Source organism: Lysinibacillus sp. RU7 (assembly GCF_057837305.1).
Genome location: NZ_JBYQFK010000003.1, coordinates 177,032 through 195,601 on the forward strand (window position 1 = coordinate 177,032; position 18,570 = coordinate 195,601).

General features: G+C 38.7%; 16 protein-coding genes, 1 other RNA gene and 1 pseudogene. 5 read left to right on the top strand and 13 right to left on the bottom strand.

Going from position 1 to position 18,570, the window contains the following annotated elements; genetic code table 11:
• The gene (locus tag AC3II9_RS03735) at positions 1–720 is read right to left on the bottom strand and encodes an ABC-three component system middle component 1 (protein WP_489153238.1); all 720 of its coding nucleotides are present in this window, start codon (positions 718–720) and stop codon (positions 1–3) included.
• On the bottom strand, positions 710–2,224 hold the full coding sequence (locus AC3II9_RS03740; RefSeq protein ID WP_489153240.1) for an ABC-three component system protein: 1,515 nt from the start codon (positions 2,222–2,224) through the stop codon (positions 710–712). Before AC3II9_RS03740 ends, AC3II9_RS03735 begins: the two co-directional genes overlap by 11 nt.
• Before the next feature lie 287 nt (positions 2,225–2,511).
• Between AC3II9_RS03740 and AC3II9_RS03745 the strand changes: the two genes are divergently transcribed.
• The 5 genes and pseudogenes from AC3II9_RS03745 to AC3II9_RS03765 form a co-directional block, all read left to right on the top strand.
• Positions 2,512–2,670, top strand: coding sequence for a hypothetical protein (locus tag AC3II9_RS03745; RefSeq protein WP_489153242.1), 159 nt, complete (start codon positions 2,512–2,514; stop codon positions 2,668–2,670).
• Positions 2,657–3,178 carry a hypothetical protein gene (locus tag AC3II9_RS03750; RefSeq protein WP_489153244.1) on the top strand — a complete coding sequence of 174 codons (522 nt, stop codon included), beginning with the start codon at positions 2,657–2,659 and terminating at the stop codon, positions 3,176–3,178. Before AC3II9_RS03745 ends, AC3II9_RS03750 begins: the two co-directional genes overlap by 14 nt.
• 19 nt (positions 3,179–3,197) lie before the next feature.
• Positions 3,198–3,458, top strand: coding sequence for a helix-turn-helix domain-containing protein (locus AC3II9_RS03755; protein ID WP_489153246.1), 261 nt, complete (start codon positions 3,198–3,200; stop codon positions 3,456–3,458).
• Positions 3,459–3,562: 104 nt separating this feature from the next.
• Positions 3,563–4,225: a tyrosine-type recombinase/integrase gene (locus AC3II9_RS03760; protein WP_489153248.1), complete on the top strand. Its 663-nt coding sequence runs from the start codon at positions 3,563–3,565 to the stop codon at positions 4,223–4,225.
• Positions 4,226–4,243: 18 nt separating this feature from the next.
• Positions 4,244–4,732 (top strand): annotated as a pseudogene (locus tag AC3II9_RS03765) (site-specific integrase); the annotation flags it as partial.
• 115 nt (positions 4,733–4,847) lie between these two features.
• Here the strand turns inward: AC3II9_RS03765 and ssrA are convergent.
• The 11 genes from ssrA to AC3II9_RS03820 all read right to left on the bottom strand — a co-directional run bounded on the left by ssrA (position 4,848) and on the right by AC3II9_RS03820 (position 18,293).
• Positions 4,848–5,203: a transfer-messenger RNA gene (gene ssrA, locus AC3II9_RS03770) on the bottom strand.
• An 832-nt stretch (positions 5,204–6,035) separates the two neighbouring features.
• The gene (locus AC3II9_RS03775; RefSeq protein WP_489153250.1) at positions 6,036–7,469 is read right to left on the bottom strand and encodes a hypothetical protein; all 1,434 of its coding nucleotides are present in this window, start codon (positions 7,467–7,469) and stop codon (positions 6,036–6,038) included.
• Between the two features lie 86 nt (positions 7,470–7,555).
• The gene (locus tag AC3II9_RS03780; RefSeq protein WP_489153251.1) at positions 7,556–8,608 is read right to left on the bottom strand and encodes a YkvI family membrane protein; all 1,053 of its coding nucleotides are present in this window, start codon (positions 8,606–8,608) and stop codon (positions 7,556–7,558) included.
• A 151-nt stretch (positions 8,609–8,759) separates the two neighbouring features.
• Positions 8,760–9,815 carry a YkvI family membrane protein gene (locus AC3II9_RS03785; RefSeq protein WP_489153253.1) on the bottom strand — a complete coding sequence of 352 codons (1,056 nt, stop codon included), beginning with the start codon at positions 9,813–9,815 and terminating at the stop codon, positions 8,760–8,762.
• Between the two features lie 313 nt (positions 9,816–10,128).
• Complete coding sequence (gene menC / locus AC3II9_RS03790) at positions 10,129–11,235, bottom strand: o-succinylbenzoate synthase (RefSeq protein WP_489153254.1); 1,107 nt, start codon at positions 11,233–11,235, stop codon at positions 10,129–10,131.
• A gap of 1 nt (position 11,236) precedes the next feature.
• Positions 11,237–12,046: a GNAT family N-acetyltransferase gene (locus AC3II9_RS03795; RefSeq protein WP_489153256.1), complete on the bottom strand. Its 810-nt coding sequence runs from the start codon at positions 12,044–12,046 to the stop codon at positions 11,237–11,239.
• Positions 12,046–13,179 (bottom strand): amidohydrolase, encoded by a 1,134-nt coding sequence (locus tag AC3II9_RS03800; protein ID WP_489153258.1) that lies wholly within the window; start codon positions 13,177–13,179, stop codon positions 12,046–12,048. The genes AC3II9_RS03795 and AC3II9_RS03800 overlap by 1 nt, the downstream gene beginning before the upstream one ends.
• Before the next feature lie 5 nt (positions 13,180–13,184).
• On the bottom strand, positions 13,185–14,045 hold the full coding sequence (locus AC3II9_RS03805) for a MurR/RpiR family transcriptional regulator (RefSeq protein WP_489153322.1): 861 nt from the start codon (positions 14,043–14,045) through the stop codon (positions 13,185–13,187).
• 507 nt (positions 14,046–14,552) lie between these two features.
• Positions 14,553–15,017: an SsrA-binding protein SmpB gene (smpB, locus tag AC3II9_RS03810; RefSeq protein ID WP_391371305.1), complete on the bottom strand. Its 465-nt coding sequence runs from the start codon at positions 15,015–15,017 to the stop codon at positions 14,553–14,555.
• A 95-nt stretch (positions 15,018–15,112) separates the two neighbouring features.
• The gene (gene rnr / locus AC3II9_RS03815; protein ID WP_489153259.1) at positions 15,113–17,506 is read right to left on the bottom strand and encodes a ribonuclease R; all 2,394 of its coding nucleotides are present in this window, start codon (positions 17,504–17,506) and stop codon (positions 15,113–15,115) included.
• A 40-nt stretch (positions 17,507–17,546) separates the two neighbouring features.
• Positions 17,547–18,293 (bottom strand): alpha/beta hydrolase, encoded by a 747-nt coding sequence (locus AC3II9_RS03820; protein ID WP_489153261.1) that lies wholly within the window; start codon positions 18,291–18,293, stop codon positions 17,547–17,549.
• Positions 18,294–18,570 lie beyond the last annotated feature (277 nt).

An 18,570-nucleotide genomic window follows, 5' to 3' on the forward strand; every position in this document is an offset into this window, starting at 1 on the left:
TCACTCCTTATCTACATATAAATTAATAAGTTCATCTAAATAGTCATCATTTATTTCACTATAATTGAGTTTTAGTTTATCTATTTTCACTTTCAAATCAATTAAATTTCTCTGTTCAAGTGAATCGTTTATCATAGTTCTTAAAGATGTAACCTTTTTATCTTCAACATTCATGCCAATAATTGATATTTTAATAAAAATTGAGGCAATAAGATTATAAATACTATTATCATCTGGATTTTTTTTAAAGATCTCAAATAACTCAATATTATTAATAATTTCTTCCATTACTTTCACTACGCCTTTAGCTTTTATTTCAGCTAAATATGTCTTAAATAAATCATTTACCTCATCATCTGAATATTGAAGTAAATATTTCCTGAAGTAATATGGGTCTTCTTCAAGTTTTAAAACTATGTTGTCTGAAACTCTTCTTGAATTTAAAAGAACTAATAAGGAAGTATTTTTTTCAATGTTGGGATCTTCACCAAAAAACTCTTTTAATAAATAAAAGTAACGAGCTTGATTTTCTAATATTTTTTCTAGCAAATTTTCATCTTCTAAAAATAAGACAAGGTAATAATTTTTTTTCAGAGGATTTTTTGCAAAAATACTTTTATTAAGCAGCTCATCTTGATCATCTACAATTGAAAAGTTTGTATTTTCATAATTAAGTTCTTCAAATATTTTTCCTATTAACCCATTAATATCATTTAGCATTTCTCTCTCTCCTTAAACGACATTCATTTAGATCTATTAGATCTATATTCTTTATTGATAAAATATGATTGTTATGGTTAGGTTGTTCATATTCTTTCATTGCTGTTGTTTTATGTATATAATCGTTCAGTGACTTATTTATATTTCCAGTAATGATATAATCAATTTTATAAAGCTCTTCATAAATCTTATTATTTTCCAAGATATTTATTGCTATTTTGCTTATTGTAGCCTCGATATTAGCATTTATTTGCCTTTGATAAAATAAAGAATCTGTAGGATTAGGCTCTTGCAATGTGTGGACAATTGTCGTAGCTAAATAATGTAAATTATTTATGTTTATCGAAAAATCTTCTTTCACTATGTTCTCATGGAAATCTACCAACGCTTGAAACCATGGATAATTCATAAATTGGGAAGTAACAAGCTCACTAAGATATAAAAAGCTGTCGTTAAAATCTACTTTTACATGAGGATTTATTTTATGACAAAATAACAAGAATTCTTCTTCGCCCAATTCTGTATAAACTTTTTTAATTAGGTCTAAAATTTTATTAAGCCCAACTTCCAGATTATTAAATTCCTTAATTTCATCTTCATGTTGTAAATACAAATATCCATTTCGAATAAACTGCATCTGACTATTATAATATTCATTAAAGTTTTGAATTAGTTTATCTTTCAAATAATACACATAAAGTGATTTTGGTAGTTTATCATATTCTTCATTTAATATATCCTTAATTTTCGTTAAATTTATTTCTTTATCATAATTTTCGATACCATTTTGCCTATTATAATGTCTTATATTTATGTGTTTATCAATAAACCCTAAAAGATTTACATATGCACTTTCTGTATATTTATCTAGCAATCCCTTTTGTTCTAGTTGTTCTTTTTTTCCTGCGAATTCATAATAATCTATAATTTTCTCTTTTACTGTTCCTTCTATTTCTAATAGAGTGCAATATAAATTTTCATTAGCATATTTATACAAAGTAAATTTTTCAAATGCTTGATCTAATAAATCTTTTTCATATATGTAATCATATAATTCTGAAGGGCTCATTTGAGTCAAAGACTCTGAACTTTTTGGTTTTGTATAGCTCGTTAAAACTGTTCTTAGAGTGCTATTATTAGTAATAATACCTTTCTTAGAGTCAATACTTTCAGCAGCGTGTAAATATGCCTTTTCAATTGTTTCATAATCTTCATAAACTGATTTTCCAAGTAATAACCATATAGCATCCTTATATTCACTCAATGATTCAATTCCATATGATTTAACTTGATGAATTTGAATATATTTACCATCCTTCTTTATTGAAAAATCCTCCAAATATTCAAACTCCAAACTATATTGATTAATTAATTCAGTATCCTTAATAGAATTTATTATGTAATCAATTACGGCAATAATAGCTACTTTACCTTGATAGCAAAAACCATTCCAACTATGTGTCGCATCAAATTCAACATTTTTTTCAATAACTTTATTTACCACTACTTCATATACCTCCCGAAATTATTAACAGTATTATCTTACATTTATATTGTAAAGTAATAGAAAATAAATAGTACTACTTAACCAAAAATACCAGGTAAAAAAACTATATTTTTTCACTCACCGCCTGGTCATTCATTTAAGTAAGAGGGGTATCTGCGTTTCATGCCCCACCCCTCTACACATAAGTCGTTATGTATCCATTTGGATATGTAGCGGCTTTTTTTGTTTTACAGCGAAAAGAGGCGTAGTGAGAAGAACGCTGATATTGAAAGGAGGTGAAAGCCATGAACAAAACACTGTTACGTATTTTAATTCGTACCAAGGAGATAAACAAATGGGTTGCTACTAAGCATCTTGTAGAAATACAATTGCAACGTTCGATTCTATTGCATTTAGAAAATCAGGGGGTGTTGTTAGTAAAACGTCATATTGAAGTCCGTTGAAAGAGGCGATTCTCAAAAACCATCTATATATTTAATGAATTCCATTGCAAAGGATTTCAATGTCCCCCTTGAAGTCTTCCTTGACGATTATTACGATGGTGAAGAGGATTTATTTTCATTTGGAATTGATGAAAGAGAAGTCATAGAAATTGATATGGACTTGAATGATGAGGATTCAATATATATCGATGAAATTGAATATAAAGTAAGCAGCGGATCTGTTCCTAGTCGTAGAAGAAATATTCACATCTTAATTAACGAAGAATTCCATACAGGTGAACAGAAGAACTTATACCACCACCAATTAAACTTGAGCGAGAACGACTTGATGACTTTATTAATGAATGTCATACAACAAGCAGAGCTTAATCCATCTACTCTTTCTTATAGTTCATGGGCAAAAGCATTAAAAATTAACCCTCTCAATAAAGCATTTGAGATTACGAATACAAGTATTAGCGAATTACCGAACATAGATGTTGAACTAAAAGTATCAGAGGAATATTAATTTAAGGGGAGCCAGCTATATGAATAATTACGGACAAATTAACGAAGCAAACATAGAAAAGCTTATATCGACGGTAGTAACGAAAACAATCTCGTCATTAAAGGATTCATTCTTGGATAGTGAATGGATGTCCTTAAAAGAAGCGGCAAAATATGCAAATGTTTCTTATAACACGCTGATGAAGTTTCGTCTGATGGGATTAAAAATATCTGAAATTGATGGGGTTAAACGCGTTTCTAAGAAAGAGATTGACCGCTTCTTGGAGGAGCATAGTTTATAGTGTTTTACGAGAGGAATTATCTTACGAATCGATTATACTATCGATAGAGGGTAACTCCTCTCCTTTTATATCTTGCCCACGCAACGATACTAGGAGGAATTTTTATGACAAATAAAAAAGTATCACCGATTACTAGCTATAAAACTAAAAAAGGTGAAAAGAGATACATGTTACCTGTTTATGCTGGTGTTGATCCATTAACAGGTAAACAAAAACGTACAAGAAGATTAGGCTTTAAAACTCGCAAAGAAGCTGAACTAGCATTAGCTCGTATCAAATTAGAAATTGCAAATGGAACATTTCATCAAGAAAGAGCTGAAACGTACCAAGAGGTTTACGACCTATGGGTAACGACTTATGAAAAAAAGGTTGAGGAAAGTACCTTTGTAAAAACGTTGGGTATATTTAAAAATCATATCTTACCCGCAATGGGTTCATACAAGATTGAAAAAATCCATGTTGATATTTGTCAAAAGCACGTCAATGAATGGGCTAAGAAGTTAAAGAATTTCCGTATGGTGAAAGCCTATGCAGCAAAGGTACTTGATTTTGCAATGAAGCGCGGTTACATTCAGCAGAATCCATTCACATTAATAGAAATGCCTAAGTCTCAGAAGAAGCCTTCTCCTTCGGCTGTTGAATCTCAGGAGAACTTCTATACAAAAGAGCAGCTTAATATATTCCTATCTTGTCTTGAGAAGGAAGCAAATTTTAAAGCATATGCATTCTTCCGACTACTTGCCTTTAGTGGTATGCGTAAAGGCTAAGCATTTGCATTAACTTGGAATGATATTAACTTTAAAGCGAATGAAATAAAAATCACGAAAGCTCTTTCTCGTGGTAAGGATAATCGGCTATATGTTAAATCTACAAAGACTGGCGATTCTCGTACAGTTAGTATGGATGAGAAAACGATGGGGATTTTGAAAGAATGGAAGAAACAGCAAAAGCTAGATTATTTAAAGCTTAGGTATAACACGATGCAACCAGGACAATTGGTATTTAGCAATGAAACTAATGATTTAATGCAACCAACGAAATCACGCAAGTGGTTGCTACATGTATTAGAGAGATACAAGCTACCGCCAATTACAACGCATGGTTTACGTCACACACATTGTTCTCTATTATTTGAAGCAGGTGTGACACTCAAAGGAGTGCAAGATCGATTAGGTCATAGCGATGCTCAAACAACGATGAACATCTACGCCCATGTATCACAAAAAGTAAGAGACGGCGCTATCGAGAAGTTTGAAAGCTTTTTAAATATGTAATTCTTTTGACTACGTTTTTGACTACGTTCATATGAAATTGGATGAAAATGAAAAAGTGCCAAAACCCTTATAAATCAAGGATTTTGACACTCATTGAAATCATTTGATTTCCATAAAATGGAGACGGCGGGAGTCGAACCCGCGTCCAGAAGCTCCAATACGCCGGCTTCTACGCGTGTAGTTTGTCTACTTGCGATTCGCGAGTCCTTATGCCGACAAACAGGCGTCCGGATCGCTAACCTGGAAATCTCTTGCTACTGACTCAGGTGGCACCAGTAACCGTATCCCACTAAAGTTGGGCCCGACGTACTGCACATGGGCGATGCAGAGGCCGAGCGCTTACGAGCTTACGCTGCGAAAGCTAAATTTTGTTGTTTGCCAGTTATTATATAACTTCCGTTGATGACGGAGCCGAGACCTCCGACGCGCAACCAGAGCTTGAACCACCCCTGTCGAATCCGTAACGTCCCCGTATAATATCGGTAGCGTATGAAACGCACCTTATTTCCGGGTTACGAGCTAAGTCGTGTACGGGAAGAACAAGTCCATCTTGTTCTATAATGAGTATCGTATGAGTAGATACCCACTGGCAACTTACATAACACATTATAAATCAAGCAACACCAAACTTCAAGCGAATCTCACGCCATTTTCCCTATCGATTGCTGGTGTGAATGCCAAATAATTCACACCCAACCATTCCTACAATAAAAATCAGCCCTACTCCTTACAAAAAAATCACGCATTTTAGCTAAAAAATGAACGTTTTTATGCAAAAAAGAGCCCCGTACGAATAGCTACTATGATAAAAAAGAGAGAAATTTACTAAAAAAGTTACTGGCATGAAGAGCGAAAATAGCGCCCTTTTAGATGAAAAAATGAAAATAATTACGCTTTTTTCGAAAAATGCACCCTGTTTCAAGAGGCTTGATATAAATCTTCATGCTGCAGTGATTCATAAATAACTCTTTATTTTAATCAAAAATAATAATAACGCATAATTTTTTACTAGAAAAAAAATGAACCCCTCTCTGCAAAATCGTCAAAATCTAAAGTTGTCGATTTTCATATACAACTTAATTAACAATAAGTGCCATTTAGGTGAATAGTCCCGATTTAACACTTATTTAAAATTAAGTTGTATCTCAATTTTGCAATTTAGCATAATCGAGGCATCAAAAATGATTGATTTCAATTCAACAGAAGGTAAAATAATTGCTCCTATTTTTAATCAACTAAAATTTTAGGCTCATATTTTTCACATGCTTGCTTCTTTTCTAATGGCAGGCGACCTGCTTGCTCGTTAAAAACTTTTTAGTTCTGCTTCTGTTAAATTGCGGTAGCCCATGTAGTGTAATTGCAGCGTCCCGTTCGCAAATTTTACTACCGCGTAGCTTGGGATGCCTGTTTTTAAGGAGGCTTTCGTTTTTTCTGGCCATTCCGAAAGAGATTTGTTTTTGTATTTATTTAAGTCGAATGTAGCATCTCCTGTCGCATCGTAGTACTCCATCGCATTAAAGGAAGTATCTCGAAATGTTACGAAGTACGTTTGATTCGCTATTTTTTTGGCTGCTGTGACATCGCGCACCACATGATCGCCGTAATGGTCGGTCGGTGGCATATAGAAGACACCCTTTTCATAGTGTAGTAATTCGATTTGGCTCGGCTTCTTTGGTGATGGTAGCCCCAGTGCCGCACCATCTAACTCGATATCATGTAGCTGCTTCATTTTTTTCGCTACTTGTGCCTCGGTGTAGCCCAGGAAGTAATCTAATTTCCCGCCATCTTGCTTCACTTTTCCTCTCCAAATAAGGTCCATAATAATACGTGGATACGTTGTCACGTCTCGCTTATCCATCGATTGATAAAATCTATAGTCTTTCATTCCTTTTTGTATTTTCTTAAAGTCCTTACTGGAAGCATCTTTCCCGTCTAGTAAAACGGTGTTAAATCCTTTTGTTAACGTGAAAAAAACATGACCAATCTGTCCAGAAATATCCGCCGTATCAAATGCGAACGCTTTTTTTCCGGCACTGCTTTTGATCACAAAGGTTTCTTCCCCTTCGTATGCTTTCATTGTTTTTTGGAATGTTTTTAAATCGACTGCTTTCGTGCCTAATCGTTGTTTATTTATTTTCCCGTAGCTTTGATACGATTGTAGCACATGGACAAAGCGCCCATTCTGATACGCATAATACTTGGATTCATCGTAATTTGTACCATTCTGCGTTCGGAAGTGGTTTCTTTTTACATATGTTTCTCCGCTATTTGATTGGATAAAAGAAATACTTACATCTGAGGTAGCCGAAGAATCCAGGTTAATGGCTTCATAGAATAATAACTGCGCTTCATCTGCCTTCTCATTCCCCGCCCAAATTTCAAAAATATAGCTGTCTTGATTGCGGTGGGTCAGTTCTGCATTGGCATAAGGCGATCCTTTCAATAAGACGTACATTTCATTTTGCCCGTCTTGATTTAAATCGATTAAGCCCGCATGCACAAGGCCCAATCCATTATGATAATACGTTGCGTTGTTTGGCATCGTACCGAAATGTTGTGCAATCTGTTCAAGGACCTTGCCTAATTGTTGTTTTCGTGTGATTTGTATTTCTGAGAGAGAAGATGGTTCCTTATGTTGTGCTACTTCCTCGGCATTAACATGTGATACGCCCATTGCTTCGTTTTCTGCACAACCAGCTACACAAAGCATACCGGCTACTAATAATAGTTTTTTCACCATAAAACCTCCTCACATCAATTTTATAACATTTTACCAATATATAACTAAAAGGTAAAACACACGCCCGCAAATGGCATGTGTTTTTATGAAGTGACTTTATCATTCCGAACCCACGAAATAATGACGGCTAGTATTAATATAAAACCGAGGTATCCCATCGTTGAATACAGTTTTCCTACTAATGTTGTAAACCCTACTAAGCTCACTGCAAAGCCGACTAGACCAATGCACATAACAGCTGGCTTAAATAGTTTTCGATGTGGCGAGATCAGCCTGACGGTAAACACATAAAACATCCCAACGGCTGTGCTGTACATCATGCCTAAAAGAATAAAAGACATAAACAAACCGACGATCGGGTGAATTTGCTTAGCCAGTTCTAACGTAGGCATTTCCACATCAGCGACTACATCCATTTTGGCGAATAGCGCTGTGTTGATAAGCAAAATTAAAAAACCGAGCATAATCCCACCGAGAATACCGCCCCGCCCCGCGATTTTTCGGTCTTTTTCTGTACCACCCATCACAATGAGCATCGCTGCACCCGCTGCAATATTATAGGATACATATAACACCGCCCCCATGATCCAGTTGGACGTGGCGGGTGTTTGTTTTTGTGCCATCACATTTAACTCACTAATCGAGTAATCCATTGTGAAAAAAGAATACATTAAAATAATAAAAATAATGCCCATTAAATAAGGTGTCAGTATAGCGACGACTTTAATAATATTGTCGGCATTTAATAGCAGCGTTAAAATGGTTGCTGTTGCCATTAAAATACTGCCGATCCCTGGATTTAGCCCGTACATTTGCTGAAATGTGGAGCCTGAGCCAGCAAACATGACAACCGCGATGCCAAACAAAATCAGTGTAATCATAATGTCTAGCACGGGGCCCATATAACGCCCTCCAATATAATATATGCCTTCTTTATGTGAAGTTGTTTGTAAATCCGAGCCTAATTGCGCTAATGTCATCCCTAAGAAAGCAAACATGACCGTCGCCACAATCGCCCCCATCATTCCCATCAAACCAAAGCCCGTAAAATACTGCATGATTTCTTGTCCTGACGCGAACCCAGCACCGACAATTAGCCCAACAAAAGCACCGCCAATTTGAAAGCTTTTTTTCATCGTACACCTACTTCTTTTTTCTTTATAGCACGATAAACATTGTCCTATTCTATGCCTAATATTTGTTGGACATGAGTCTCTTGTTTTTACTGCATTTACCACATAAAAAGCATTCGGAGTATAAAACTCCAAATGCTTTCTATTTCCTCTATTAAGCTACTTCTCTTTTATCTTTACGAATCCATGCAATAACAACCGCGATAATTAACGCAAAGCCAAGGTAGCCCATTGTTGAGTATACTTTACCAACTAATGTCGTAAAGCCAGCTAAGCTTGCAACAAATCCAGCTAATCCGACAACAACAATCGTCGGCTTAAATACTTTATGGTCTGGCTCTACAAAGCGTACCGTGAACGCATAGAACATCCCTACTGCTGTGTTGTACATCATCCCAAGAAGGGCGATTGCCATTAGGACACCGACTGCTGGGTGAATTTGCTTCGCTAATTCCAGTGTCGGCATATCGACACCCGCTACCACGTCCATTTTAAAGAACATCGCTAAGTTGATTAAAATAATTAATACCCCTAGCATGATCCCACCTAAAATACCACCAACACCTGCTACTTTACGTTCTTTTACCGTACCACCCATTACGATTAAAATAGCGGCACCTGCTGCAATGTTGTACGACACATAAAGCAATGCACCGATCAACCAATTCGAAGCAGCCGCGCTTTGTGCTTGTGCCAGTTCATTTGCCTCTGCGATGGAGATATCCATCGTAAATAAAGAATAGATTAAGATAATGAAAATAACGACCATTAAATACGGCGTAATGACCGCAATTAAATTAATAATATTTTTTACATTTAATAGTAGTGTGAAAATCGTTGCCACTACCATAATAATGCTACCAACCATTGGAGGAATGCCGAACATTTGATTAAATGTAGAGCCTGCCCCTGCAAACATAACGACTGCTACACCGAATAAGAAGAATGTAATCAGGAAGTCTAGCACAAGTCCGATATAACGACCCCCGATATAGTAAATAACCCCTTTATGTGATGTTGTTTGTAGCTTTGAGCCAAGCTGTGCTAATGTCATGCCTAAAAAAGCGAATGCGGCTGTTGCGACTAATGCGCCGACAATCCCCATTAACCCAAAACTCGTAAAGTACTGCATAATTTCTTGACCAGAGGCAAAGCCCGCACCGACAATCAGTCCGACAAAGGCTCCCCCAATTTGTAAACTTTTCTTCATATATTCACCTACTATTTTATTTAACTATCTTTGACTGTTCACTGTAGAATTTTGACTGAGATACGGTAAGGTTTTGCTCGCACCCGGGGGTTTTGACCGGATACAGCGATGTTTTGCTCGGATACCGTAGCTTTTTGACCGTTTAACGCGGACTTTTGCTCGGATACGGCAAGGTTTTGCTCGCACCCGGTTGTTTTAACCGTTTTCCGCGGAGGTTTGTATAATAAAAACACGTATAAATGTTTAAAAATTCTGACAATAAATCCCTCAATATATCCTTAAGCACCGCTTATTCGATGCTTAAGGATTGGGATTATTTATATGTTTTCTTTTCCACTGTGTAAGATTCCACTGTTTCTACATTGACTTTGTAGCCGATGCCTGCTGTTTGAGGTACTTGGATATAGCCGTTTTCTGCCACTACTTCCGGATCAATAATATCTTTTTCCCAATAGCGATTGGAGCTTGCTGTATCACCCGGTAAAATGAAATTCGATAATGTTGTTAACGCGACATTATGTGCTCGTCCAATGCCTGACTCTAGCATGCCGCCGCACCATACCGGTACACCGACAGATTCGCAGTAGTCATGAATTCGCTTCGCCTCTGTTAAACCGCCTACACGACCGATTTTAATATTAATGATTTTCGTTGCGCCTAGCTCCACTGCTTTACGTGCGTCCTCCAGTGAATGAATGCTCTCGTCTAAACAAATGGGTGTGTCTAATTGTTTTTGCAGTGTCGCATGATCGATAATATCATCGGATGCTAATGGTTGCTCGATCATTGTTAAGTTGAACGCATCTAATTGTTTCAGTAGTTCTGCATCGGATAAGCGGTAAGCTGAGTTCGCATCTGCCATAATCGCCACATCCGGGAACTTTTCGCGTAATGTACGCATTACGTCAACATCCCAGCCTGGCTTGATTTTTACTTTAATGCGTTTGTAGCCTTCTTTTACATATTCGTCTACTAATGCGACTAATTCATCAATTGAATTTTGAATGCCAATACTAATACCGACTTCGATTTGCTCTTTTTTCCCGCCAAGTGCAGCGGCTAATGATTGGTTTGTTTGCTGCGCATAAATATCCCAAATCGCGCCTTCAATTGTGGATTTCGCCATATTATTTTTGCGGATTGGCTCAAAAATGTCGCTCACTTCATCTGGATGCGCCATTTCTTTATTTAAAATAAGTGGGATTAAGAAATCCTCTAGCATATGCCAGTTTGTTTTTAATGTTTCTTCATTGTACCAAGGGGAGTGGAAAGCAACGGATTCTCCCCAACCAATTGTGCCGTCCTCATTTTTTGCTTCTAATAGTAAAAAGTCTTTATTTGTAAACGTACCGAAGCTTGTTGTAAACGGTGCTTTTAGTTTCATTTGTAAATGACGAACTGTAATTTCAGTAATTTTCATATCAGTTTCCTCCAAGTGCTAATGTTTCTTTCTTGACGAAAATATAGTCGTTCCATTGCTCATTTTTTTGAATGCGGACAGCGGCATAATTGGCAGCAAACATCGTTTCAAATACGTTGCGTGTGGCAAGACGCCAGTGCATCGCATGTTCTTGACTTGTTGCCTTTAAAGTTTGAAAATCTTTCGGTACAGGCAACGCATAAGCAGGCGCTGTTATATGTTCAAGTGTGGCGCTGTGCAATTTCGGCAACCCTTGCTCGTCTATCACGATTTCACCAAGTGCTTGTGGCTGTTCAATTTGTGGCTCTTGCTGGTGTGTTACGTAATCACTCGTTAAATGCCAATGCACTTCAAAGCGGTCCGATGGGAGACCTTTATTAAACCCGTCCTGCATTTCACCGTAACAATTTTCGATATACGTATCGCAAATGCCGTTGAGCTTTGTTAAGTTTAAATAACCGTTACGCGTTTCTAGTGGATCATACGTCCAAATCATCAGGTCATAGCCTTTGGCAATCGCCATTTCACGCTGGGCAAACTTTAATCGTTCACCAATTTGTTGCGAACGATATGTTTCATCAATCCCTAACATATGTGAGCATAAATAGCTTTTGCCGTCCTTGACTCCTGCAAAGCCGTAGCTAAATCCAATTAATCGCTCATCATCATAGGCACCGACAATGATGCCACCATTTTTGATCGCCGTTAATGTTTGATGTGTTGGAATCGGCGGAATCCCCCAAACGCGTTGTTCCAGTTGTTGAACTTGCTCCATCTCTTCAATTGTTTTTAGCTCTTTTATGAAAATCATCATGTATCGCTTCTTTCTACTTGCTGTAGTGCTAACATTAAAGCCCTACTTATAATTTGAGCGCCTATCGGTAGACGTTGTTCGTTAAATGTCATGTGTGGATGGTGAAGCCCTGGTGCGACACCACATCCTAAACCAAGCATCGTTGTTTTTAGCTGTGGTCTTGTGTATGCATAAAAGTGAAAATCTTCGCCGCCTGGTGTCACAACATCTGGTGCACAATGTGCTTCACCGACTGTTTCAATAATCGCTTGCTTCATGAGTGCTTTTGCTTCATCATCCACCTGTGCTGCTGCGATATGCGCCCCTACATTTGTTGTAATCGTCGCCCCATATAACGTACTAACGGCAGCAACGGCCTTTTCAAAACCAGCCGTTAGCACATCCATTGTGGCATTCGTTTGGGCACGTGCATCAATGCTAAATGTAGCTGTCCCCGGAATAATATTGGTTGATGAACCCCCTGCGTGTAGCTGTGTCATTTTAATGGATGCGGACTCTGTCGGGCTAATCCACATTCGTTTTAGGGCATCAACTAAAGCGGCGGCCACCTCAATGACATTCACCCCTTGTTCAGGTCGAGCGCCATGTGCTTCAACACCTGTAATCGTACCTGTCAAAAGCTTTGCCGCGCCGTGATATAACGCGGGTGCATGCACACCATCTGGAAGCTCTACTAACGGCCTGACATGTGTGCCAAATAAATACTCTAGTGAATCAACGACACCTTTTTCGACTAATGCTTTTGCTCCTTGCGCCTTTTCTTCAGCTGGTTGGAAAATGAGTCGAACAGCTCCAGGCAACGTTTCCTTTTGTTCATTTAATAGCCATGCCACACCAATCGCCATTGTCATATGCCCATCATGACCACATGAGTGATTGGCTTTAAACTCCCCGTCCACTTCCTGCCAAAGTGCATCGATATCTGTACGGAACCCAACTTTCGGTATCCCTTGCCCGATATCTACATAGAGACCGGTCATATCGTCAAATGTATGTGGCGTCAGTCCCATTTCTTTCAGTAGCGACACTACATATGCAGTTGTATTGACTTCTTGCCAGCTTATTTCTGGATTGGCATGTAAATGGGCAAATACGTTTTGCATGCGCTCCGCTAATTGTTGTTCTGTCATCTCGTTCAACTCCATCGATTTGCAATAAAGCTATTTTGAAAATCATCGTATTTTACGCGTTGCTGATTGTAGTACGCGGCATCATGTGACATCATCCCGACAACGAGGGTATTTAAAAACGCCATGAGTGCCGGCATCATATCAATTGTCGATAGCTCGGCTTGCTGTAACACAAACGCTTCATTTGCAAAAGCATGAATAGGTGCGACATTTGTATCGGTAATGGCAATCGCATACACACCACGTTTTCTAAATTCCTCTGTAATGTGGATGGGCTCTTTATAATAGCGATGCAATGAAATCACGATCGCAAGTGCTGTTTCATCGACTTCTTGCACTGTTCGAATGAGTGCATTCGTTTCTGTTGGCACAAGCTTGACATTCGGCCGCAGCATGTTGAGCGTAAATTGAAGCCATTGTGCCGCAAAGCTGGATGCCCCTGCACCGATTAAATAAATAGTTTTTGCTTCATGCATTTTTTTCGTCGTCTCTTGGAATTGTTCTGGTTTTATTTGTTCCGCAATTCTGATAATTTGATAGCTAGTTTGCCTCATCACCTTTTCGCAAAGCTGTTGCTCTTTAAATAGCTCTTCTTTGGATGAAACATAATTGCCTAATGTGCTGTTTGTATTGTGTTCAAATAAATACATCGTCAGTTCTTTTTGTAGTTGCGCATAGCCATTTAACCCAATGGCATAGCAAAAGCGAATAACCGTCGTTTCACTTGTACTCGCTCGCTCTCCTACTTCCGCAGCAGAATGAACCCCAATGTATGTCGGATTATTTAATATAAAATTTGCTACTTTTTGCTGCGACTTCGATAACGAATTAAAATGTTGCTCGATTCTTTCTTTAATCGTTCCCATTTCAGCCAAATGAAGCCACCCCTTTATTTTATACAAATATGAAGTTCATACTTCAAAATCTATTTAGTAATTTAACACGAATCAAAAAGAGGTGCAATAAGTTTTCTGAAATTTCACAGTTATTTGTTTTCTCTCTTTTTTTGGAAAATTAGCATGAAAGCCTTTTAAAATACAAAAAAGCATGAACAAGCTAGCAATTTAGCTCATTCATGCTTTGAAAATAGGTTAGAAATTTTATGGTTCTTCACCATAAACCGCACATTCCGTTACGGGCGGACGCTTTCCGTGGGCTTGGCTTCAATCTCCTCGTCACTCCGTTCCTGCGGGGCTTTCCGCTCAAGCTCATCCCGCAGGAGTTGCCGCCCTTCACTCCATGTGCTTTTATATCAATTTTTAATCAAGAAAGGATTAGGATATTGAATCAATTTTAGATAATGTTTATTTTAAAAATAGTATCTCCCACATTTTATTGCTAAAAGTAGCGACGTAAAAATGCAAAGACCGCAACTAACGATTGCGGTCTTTGAATGCTCTTTCCATTTCGCGTTTTGCTTCTTTTTTACGCATGTCGTCGCGTTTGTCGTAGTCTTTTTTCCCTTTGGCAATACCGATTAACAGCTTGGCATAGCCGTCTTTAATATACATTTTCAGCGGGACAATCGTATAGCCATCACGTTTTACAGCACCGACCAATTCACCGATTTGCTTTTTATGTAATAATAGCTTGCGGTCACGTAATGGTTCATGGTTAAAGCGATTGCCTTGGTCGAACGGCGAAATATGCATATTACAAATCCACGCTTCCCCATTACGAACACGTACATATGAATCCTTTAGCTGTACTTTGCTGGCACGTACAGACTTGATTTCCGTTCCTGTTAGCACCATGCCGGCTTCAATTGTTTCCTCAATAAAATAATCATGACTTGCTTTTTTATTTTGAGCTAATACTTTCCCTTGTCCTTTAGCCATCTTTCACAACTCCTCATTGCAAGATTTTCCTTGCTCGTTACTCCCATTATAACGTAAAAAGTGGCTAGAGACACGTGCGCCCCTAGCCTCTCTTGCTATTTCTTTTTCTTCTTTTTCTTTTTTGCAATGCCTTCATAAAACTTCGGCTTGTCTTTGCCGTCTTTGCGTCGACCGCGCGGATCACGGTCACCGGAAGAAGAACGTTTACCACCACGCTCTTTTTCCCCGCGTCCTTCTTTACCGCCTCGTTTATCACGACGTTCTGAACGCTCTCCGCTTTTCTTTTCATGACGTCCAGCTGTAATGACTTTCGGCGCGACTTTACGCGGGCGACTGCTGTGCGATTCCACCATGCCGACAATTTCAAAATCAACAGATGATTCTTCAATGACTACATTGGCCACACGTATTTTCACTTCATCACCAATACGGAATTGACGACCTGTACGCTCGCCAATCATGACCATCATACGATCTTCAAAGCGGTAGTAGTCATCTGTCATATTGCTAATGTGCACTAAACCTTCTACTGTATTCGGGAGCTCCACGAAAATACCGAAGTTTGTAATCGATGACACCATCCCAACGAACTCTTCGCCGATTTTATCAGACATAAATTGTGCCTTTTTCAGCGCGTCTACATCACGTTCTGCATCGACAGCACGACGTTCACGTTCAGATGTATGGTCAGCAATTTCATCCATAACCGAATTCCAATGGACGACCGTCTCTTTCGATGTATCCCCATTTACTAAATACGTGCGAATTAAGCGATGTACGATTAAGTCTGGATAACGACGAATTGGCGATGTGAAGTGTGTATAATAATCCGTCGATAAACCGAAGTGACCGAGTGATTCCGGATAATATTTTGCTTGTTGCAATGAACGAAGCAGCATCGTCGAAATAACTGGCTCTTCTGGCAGTCCTTCAATGGATTTAATAATTTCTTGTAATGCTTTCGGATGAACAGAGTTACCTGTTCCTTTAATCACTAAGCCGAAATTTGTCACAAACTCGAAGAAACGCTGTAGCTTCTCTGGCTTTGGATCTTCGTGAATACGGTAAATAAACGGCAATTCCATCCAGTGGAAGTGCTCCGCTATCGTTTCATTCGCTGCTAGCATGAACTCTTCGATTAAACGCTCTGCCACTGTACGCTCACGTAGCACAATATCAGTTGGCCAGCCTTCTTCATTGACCAGTACTTTCGATTCTTTAAAGTCAAAGTCAATCGCACCGCGGCTCATCCGCTTATTACGTAAAATGTCCGCAAGCTCTGCCATGTCTCTAAACATTGGCACAAGCTCTTTATAGCGTTCCATCAACTCTGGATTTTCATCTGGCTGTTCTAAAATTTTATACACATCCGAGTACGTCATACGCTCTTTTGTTTTAATGACACTTTGGAAAATCTCATGCTTAATGACTTGCCCTGCACCATCAATGATCATTTCACACGAAAGTGTTAAACGGTCTACTTGTGGGTTAAGTGAACAAATCCCATTAGATAGACGGTGTGGAATCATCGGAATGACACGGTCTGTTAAATAAACAGACGTTGCACGATCATAGGCTTCTTTATCGATGACCGAATCTTGTGTGACATAATAACTCACGTCTGCAATGTGTACGCCGAGCTTATATGTACCGTCTGTATTTTTCGTTACCGTAACAGCATCATCTAAGTCTTTTGCATCTGCACCGTCAATCGTCACGATGACCTCATTACGTAAATCGCGACGCCCAACTAAATCTTGTTCTGTAATTTCGTCTGGCACTTTTGTTGCTGCTTCCACTACTTCTGCAGGGAACTCGGGCGGAATGTCATGCTTGTAAATAATCGATAAAATATCGACACCTGGATCATTTGTATGGCCGAGTATTTTTGTCACAATCCCAGTAGCTGATTTAATATGATCCGGCCAATTTGTCACTTCTACAACGACTTTATGACCATCAACAGCACCAAGCGTATCTTCTTTCGCAACGAAGATATCCATGTTCATTTTCTTGTCGTCTGTTATTACAAAACCAAAACCACGGTTTGCTTGGAATGTGCCAACAAAGGATGTTTTACCGCGCTCGACAATTTTTGTCACGGTTCCTTCACGGCGATCACCCGATGTTTCATTCAACACACGAATTAATACCGTATCCCCATTTAATGCACCATTAATTTCATGTGGTGGAATAAAAATATCATCCATACCCTCTTCATCTGGTGCCACGAAGCCAAAGCCTTTTGCATGTCCAATAAATCGACCACGTAATAAATTCATACGCTCTGGTAAACCATATCGATTAGAACGAGAACGCACAATCAATCCTTGCGCTTCCATTTTTACAAGTGTTTTTACTAATACTTTAAATTCTTCTGCATCTGATAACTCAAAGGCATCCTCGATTTCAGCCACCGTCATCGGCTTATACTGTTCATCCTTCATAAATGTGAGGATGCGTTGCTGTAAATCATCTTTTTGTACCATACTTGTCCCTCCTTCAACGGGCATTCTATATTGTCAACCATTAGACATGCCAATCAAGCTTTTCTAAAAACTGATAAATGTCTTCGTGTAGTTGATCTTTTTCTTTATCCAATGTAATGACATGACCAGATTCATCGTACCATTTTATTTGTTTTATATTAGATTGCGCTTCTTCGTATATATAATGCGCAGATTTCGGGTCAATGATGTTATCATTTGTTGCTTGTACAACAAAAATCGGCGCATATACTAAATCCACTTCCGCGCGCACGCTGGCGACAAGTTGTTGTAAGTCCGGTAACGACGGCATTCCTTGCTGGCGAATTGCCTCTACCTCTGCTTCGATTTCTGTTTCGGTTTTTCCTTCTGACTTTTTATACTGCTCAGCATATAGCAGTACACCTTTAAACATAGTATCTAGTGCGCGCATCGTCATCGGTGCACACATCGTAACAATGCCTTTTACCGGTTTATTGAGTCCCAATTTTAATGAAAAAACGCCACCGAGCGATAATCCCGCAACGGCAATTTCTTCGTAACCTGCTTGTTGTAATTCATGGTAGCCATTTAGGACATCTTGCCACCACTCATCAGGGTGTGACTGAATGAGCTCTTCAGGTGGTACGCCATGTCCCTTATAATGTGGCGCTAAAGAAGTATAACCGCGTTTTTCTAAAAAGCGCCCGAGCATTCGGACATCCGCCGAGCTCCCCGTAAATCCATGCAGCAATAACACCGCGCGCGGTCCTGCCTCAAAGAAGAACGGCATATTTTGTGCCTTTCGCATAACGCTCCTCCATTCTCTCATATTTACTAAATTTTATCATTATAAACAATTCGATATAATCTCTTATATTGTATGCTTTTATCACGATACAACTCGCCCCAAATAGAGCGAGGTGATAGTTTATGTACGCTATTGCAAGCTGATCGTCTCCTTCGCTTGCATTTCGGCTAAAATTAAATGTCTTTTAACGGTTCACTGTAGGATCTTGACTGGGTATGGTAGGATTTTGCTCATGCCGGATTGTTTTGACCGGATGCAGCGACTTTTTGCTCGGATA

Bases quoted from the DNA above. Each gene is read 5' to 3' on its own strand.
- AC3II9_RS03800 (WP_489153258.1), bottom strand. From the start codon at position 13,179: ATGACAGAACAACAATTAGCGGAGCGCATGCAAAACGTATTTGCCCAT.
- AC3II9_RS03760 (WP_489153248.1), top strand. From the start codon at position 3,563: ATGACAAATAAAAAAGTATCACCGATTACTAGCTATAAAACTAAAAAA.
- smpB (WP_391371305.1), bottom strand. From the start codon at position 15,017: ATGGCTAAAGGACAAGGGAAAGTATTAGCTCAAAATAAAAAAGCAAGT.
- AC3II9_RS03820 (WP_489153261.1), bottom strand. From the start codon at position 18,293: ATGCGAAAGGCACAAAATATGCCGTTCTTCTTTGAGGCAGGACCGCGC.
- AC3II9_RS03805 (WP_489153322.1), bottom strand. From the start codon at position 14,045: ATGGGAACGATTAAAGAAAGAATCGAGCAACATTTTAATTCGTTATCG.
- AC3II9_RS03795 (WP_489153256.1), bottom strand. From the start codon at position 12,046: ATGATTTTCATAAAAGAGCTAAAAACAATTGAAGAGATGGAGCAAGTT.
- AC3II9_RS03735 (WP_489153238.1), bottom strand. From the start codon at position 720: ATGCTAAATGATATTAATGGGTTAATAGGAAAAATATTTGAAGAACTT.
- AC3II9_RS03785 (WP_489153253.1), bottom strand. From the start codon at position 9,815: ATGAAGAAAAGTTTACAAATTGGGGGAGCCTTTGTCGGACTGATTGTC.
- AC3II9_RS03780 (WP_489153251.1), bottom strand. From the start codon at position 8,608: ATGAAAAAAAGCTTTCAAATTGGCGGTGCTTTTGTTGGGCTAATTGTC.
- menC (WP_489153254.1), bottom strand. From the start codon at position 11,235: ATGAAAATTACTGAAATTACAGTTCGTCATTTACAAATGAAACTAAAA.
- AC3II9_RS03745 (WP_489153242.1), top strand. From the start codon at position 2,512: ATGAACAAAACACTGTTACGTATTTTAATTCGTACCAAGGAGATAAAC.
- rnr (WP_489153259.1), bottom strand. From the start codon at position 17,506: ATGGTACAAAAAGATGATTTACAGCAACGCATCCTCACATTTATGAAG.
- AC3II9_RS03755 (WP_489153246.1), top strand. From the start codon at position 3,198: ATGAATAATTACGGACAAATTAACGAAGCAAACATAGAAAAGCTTATA.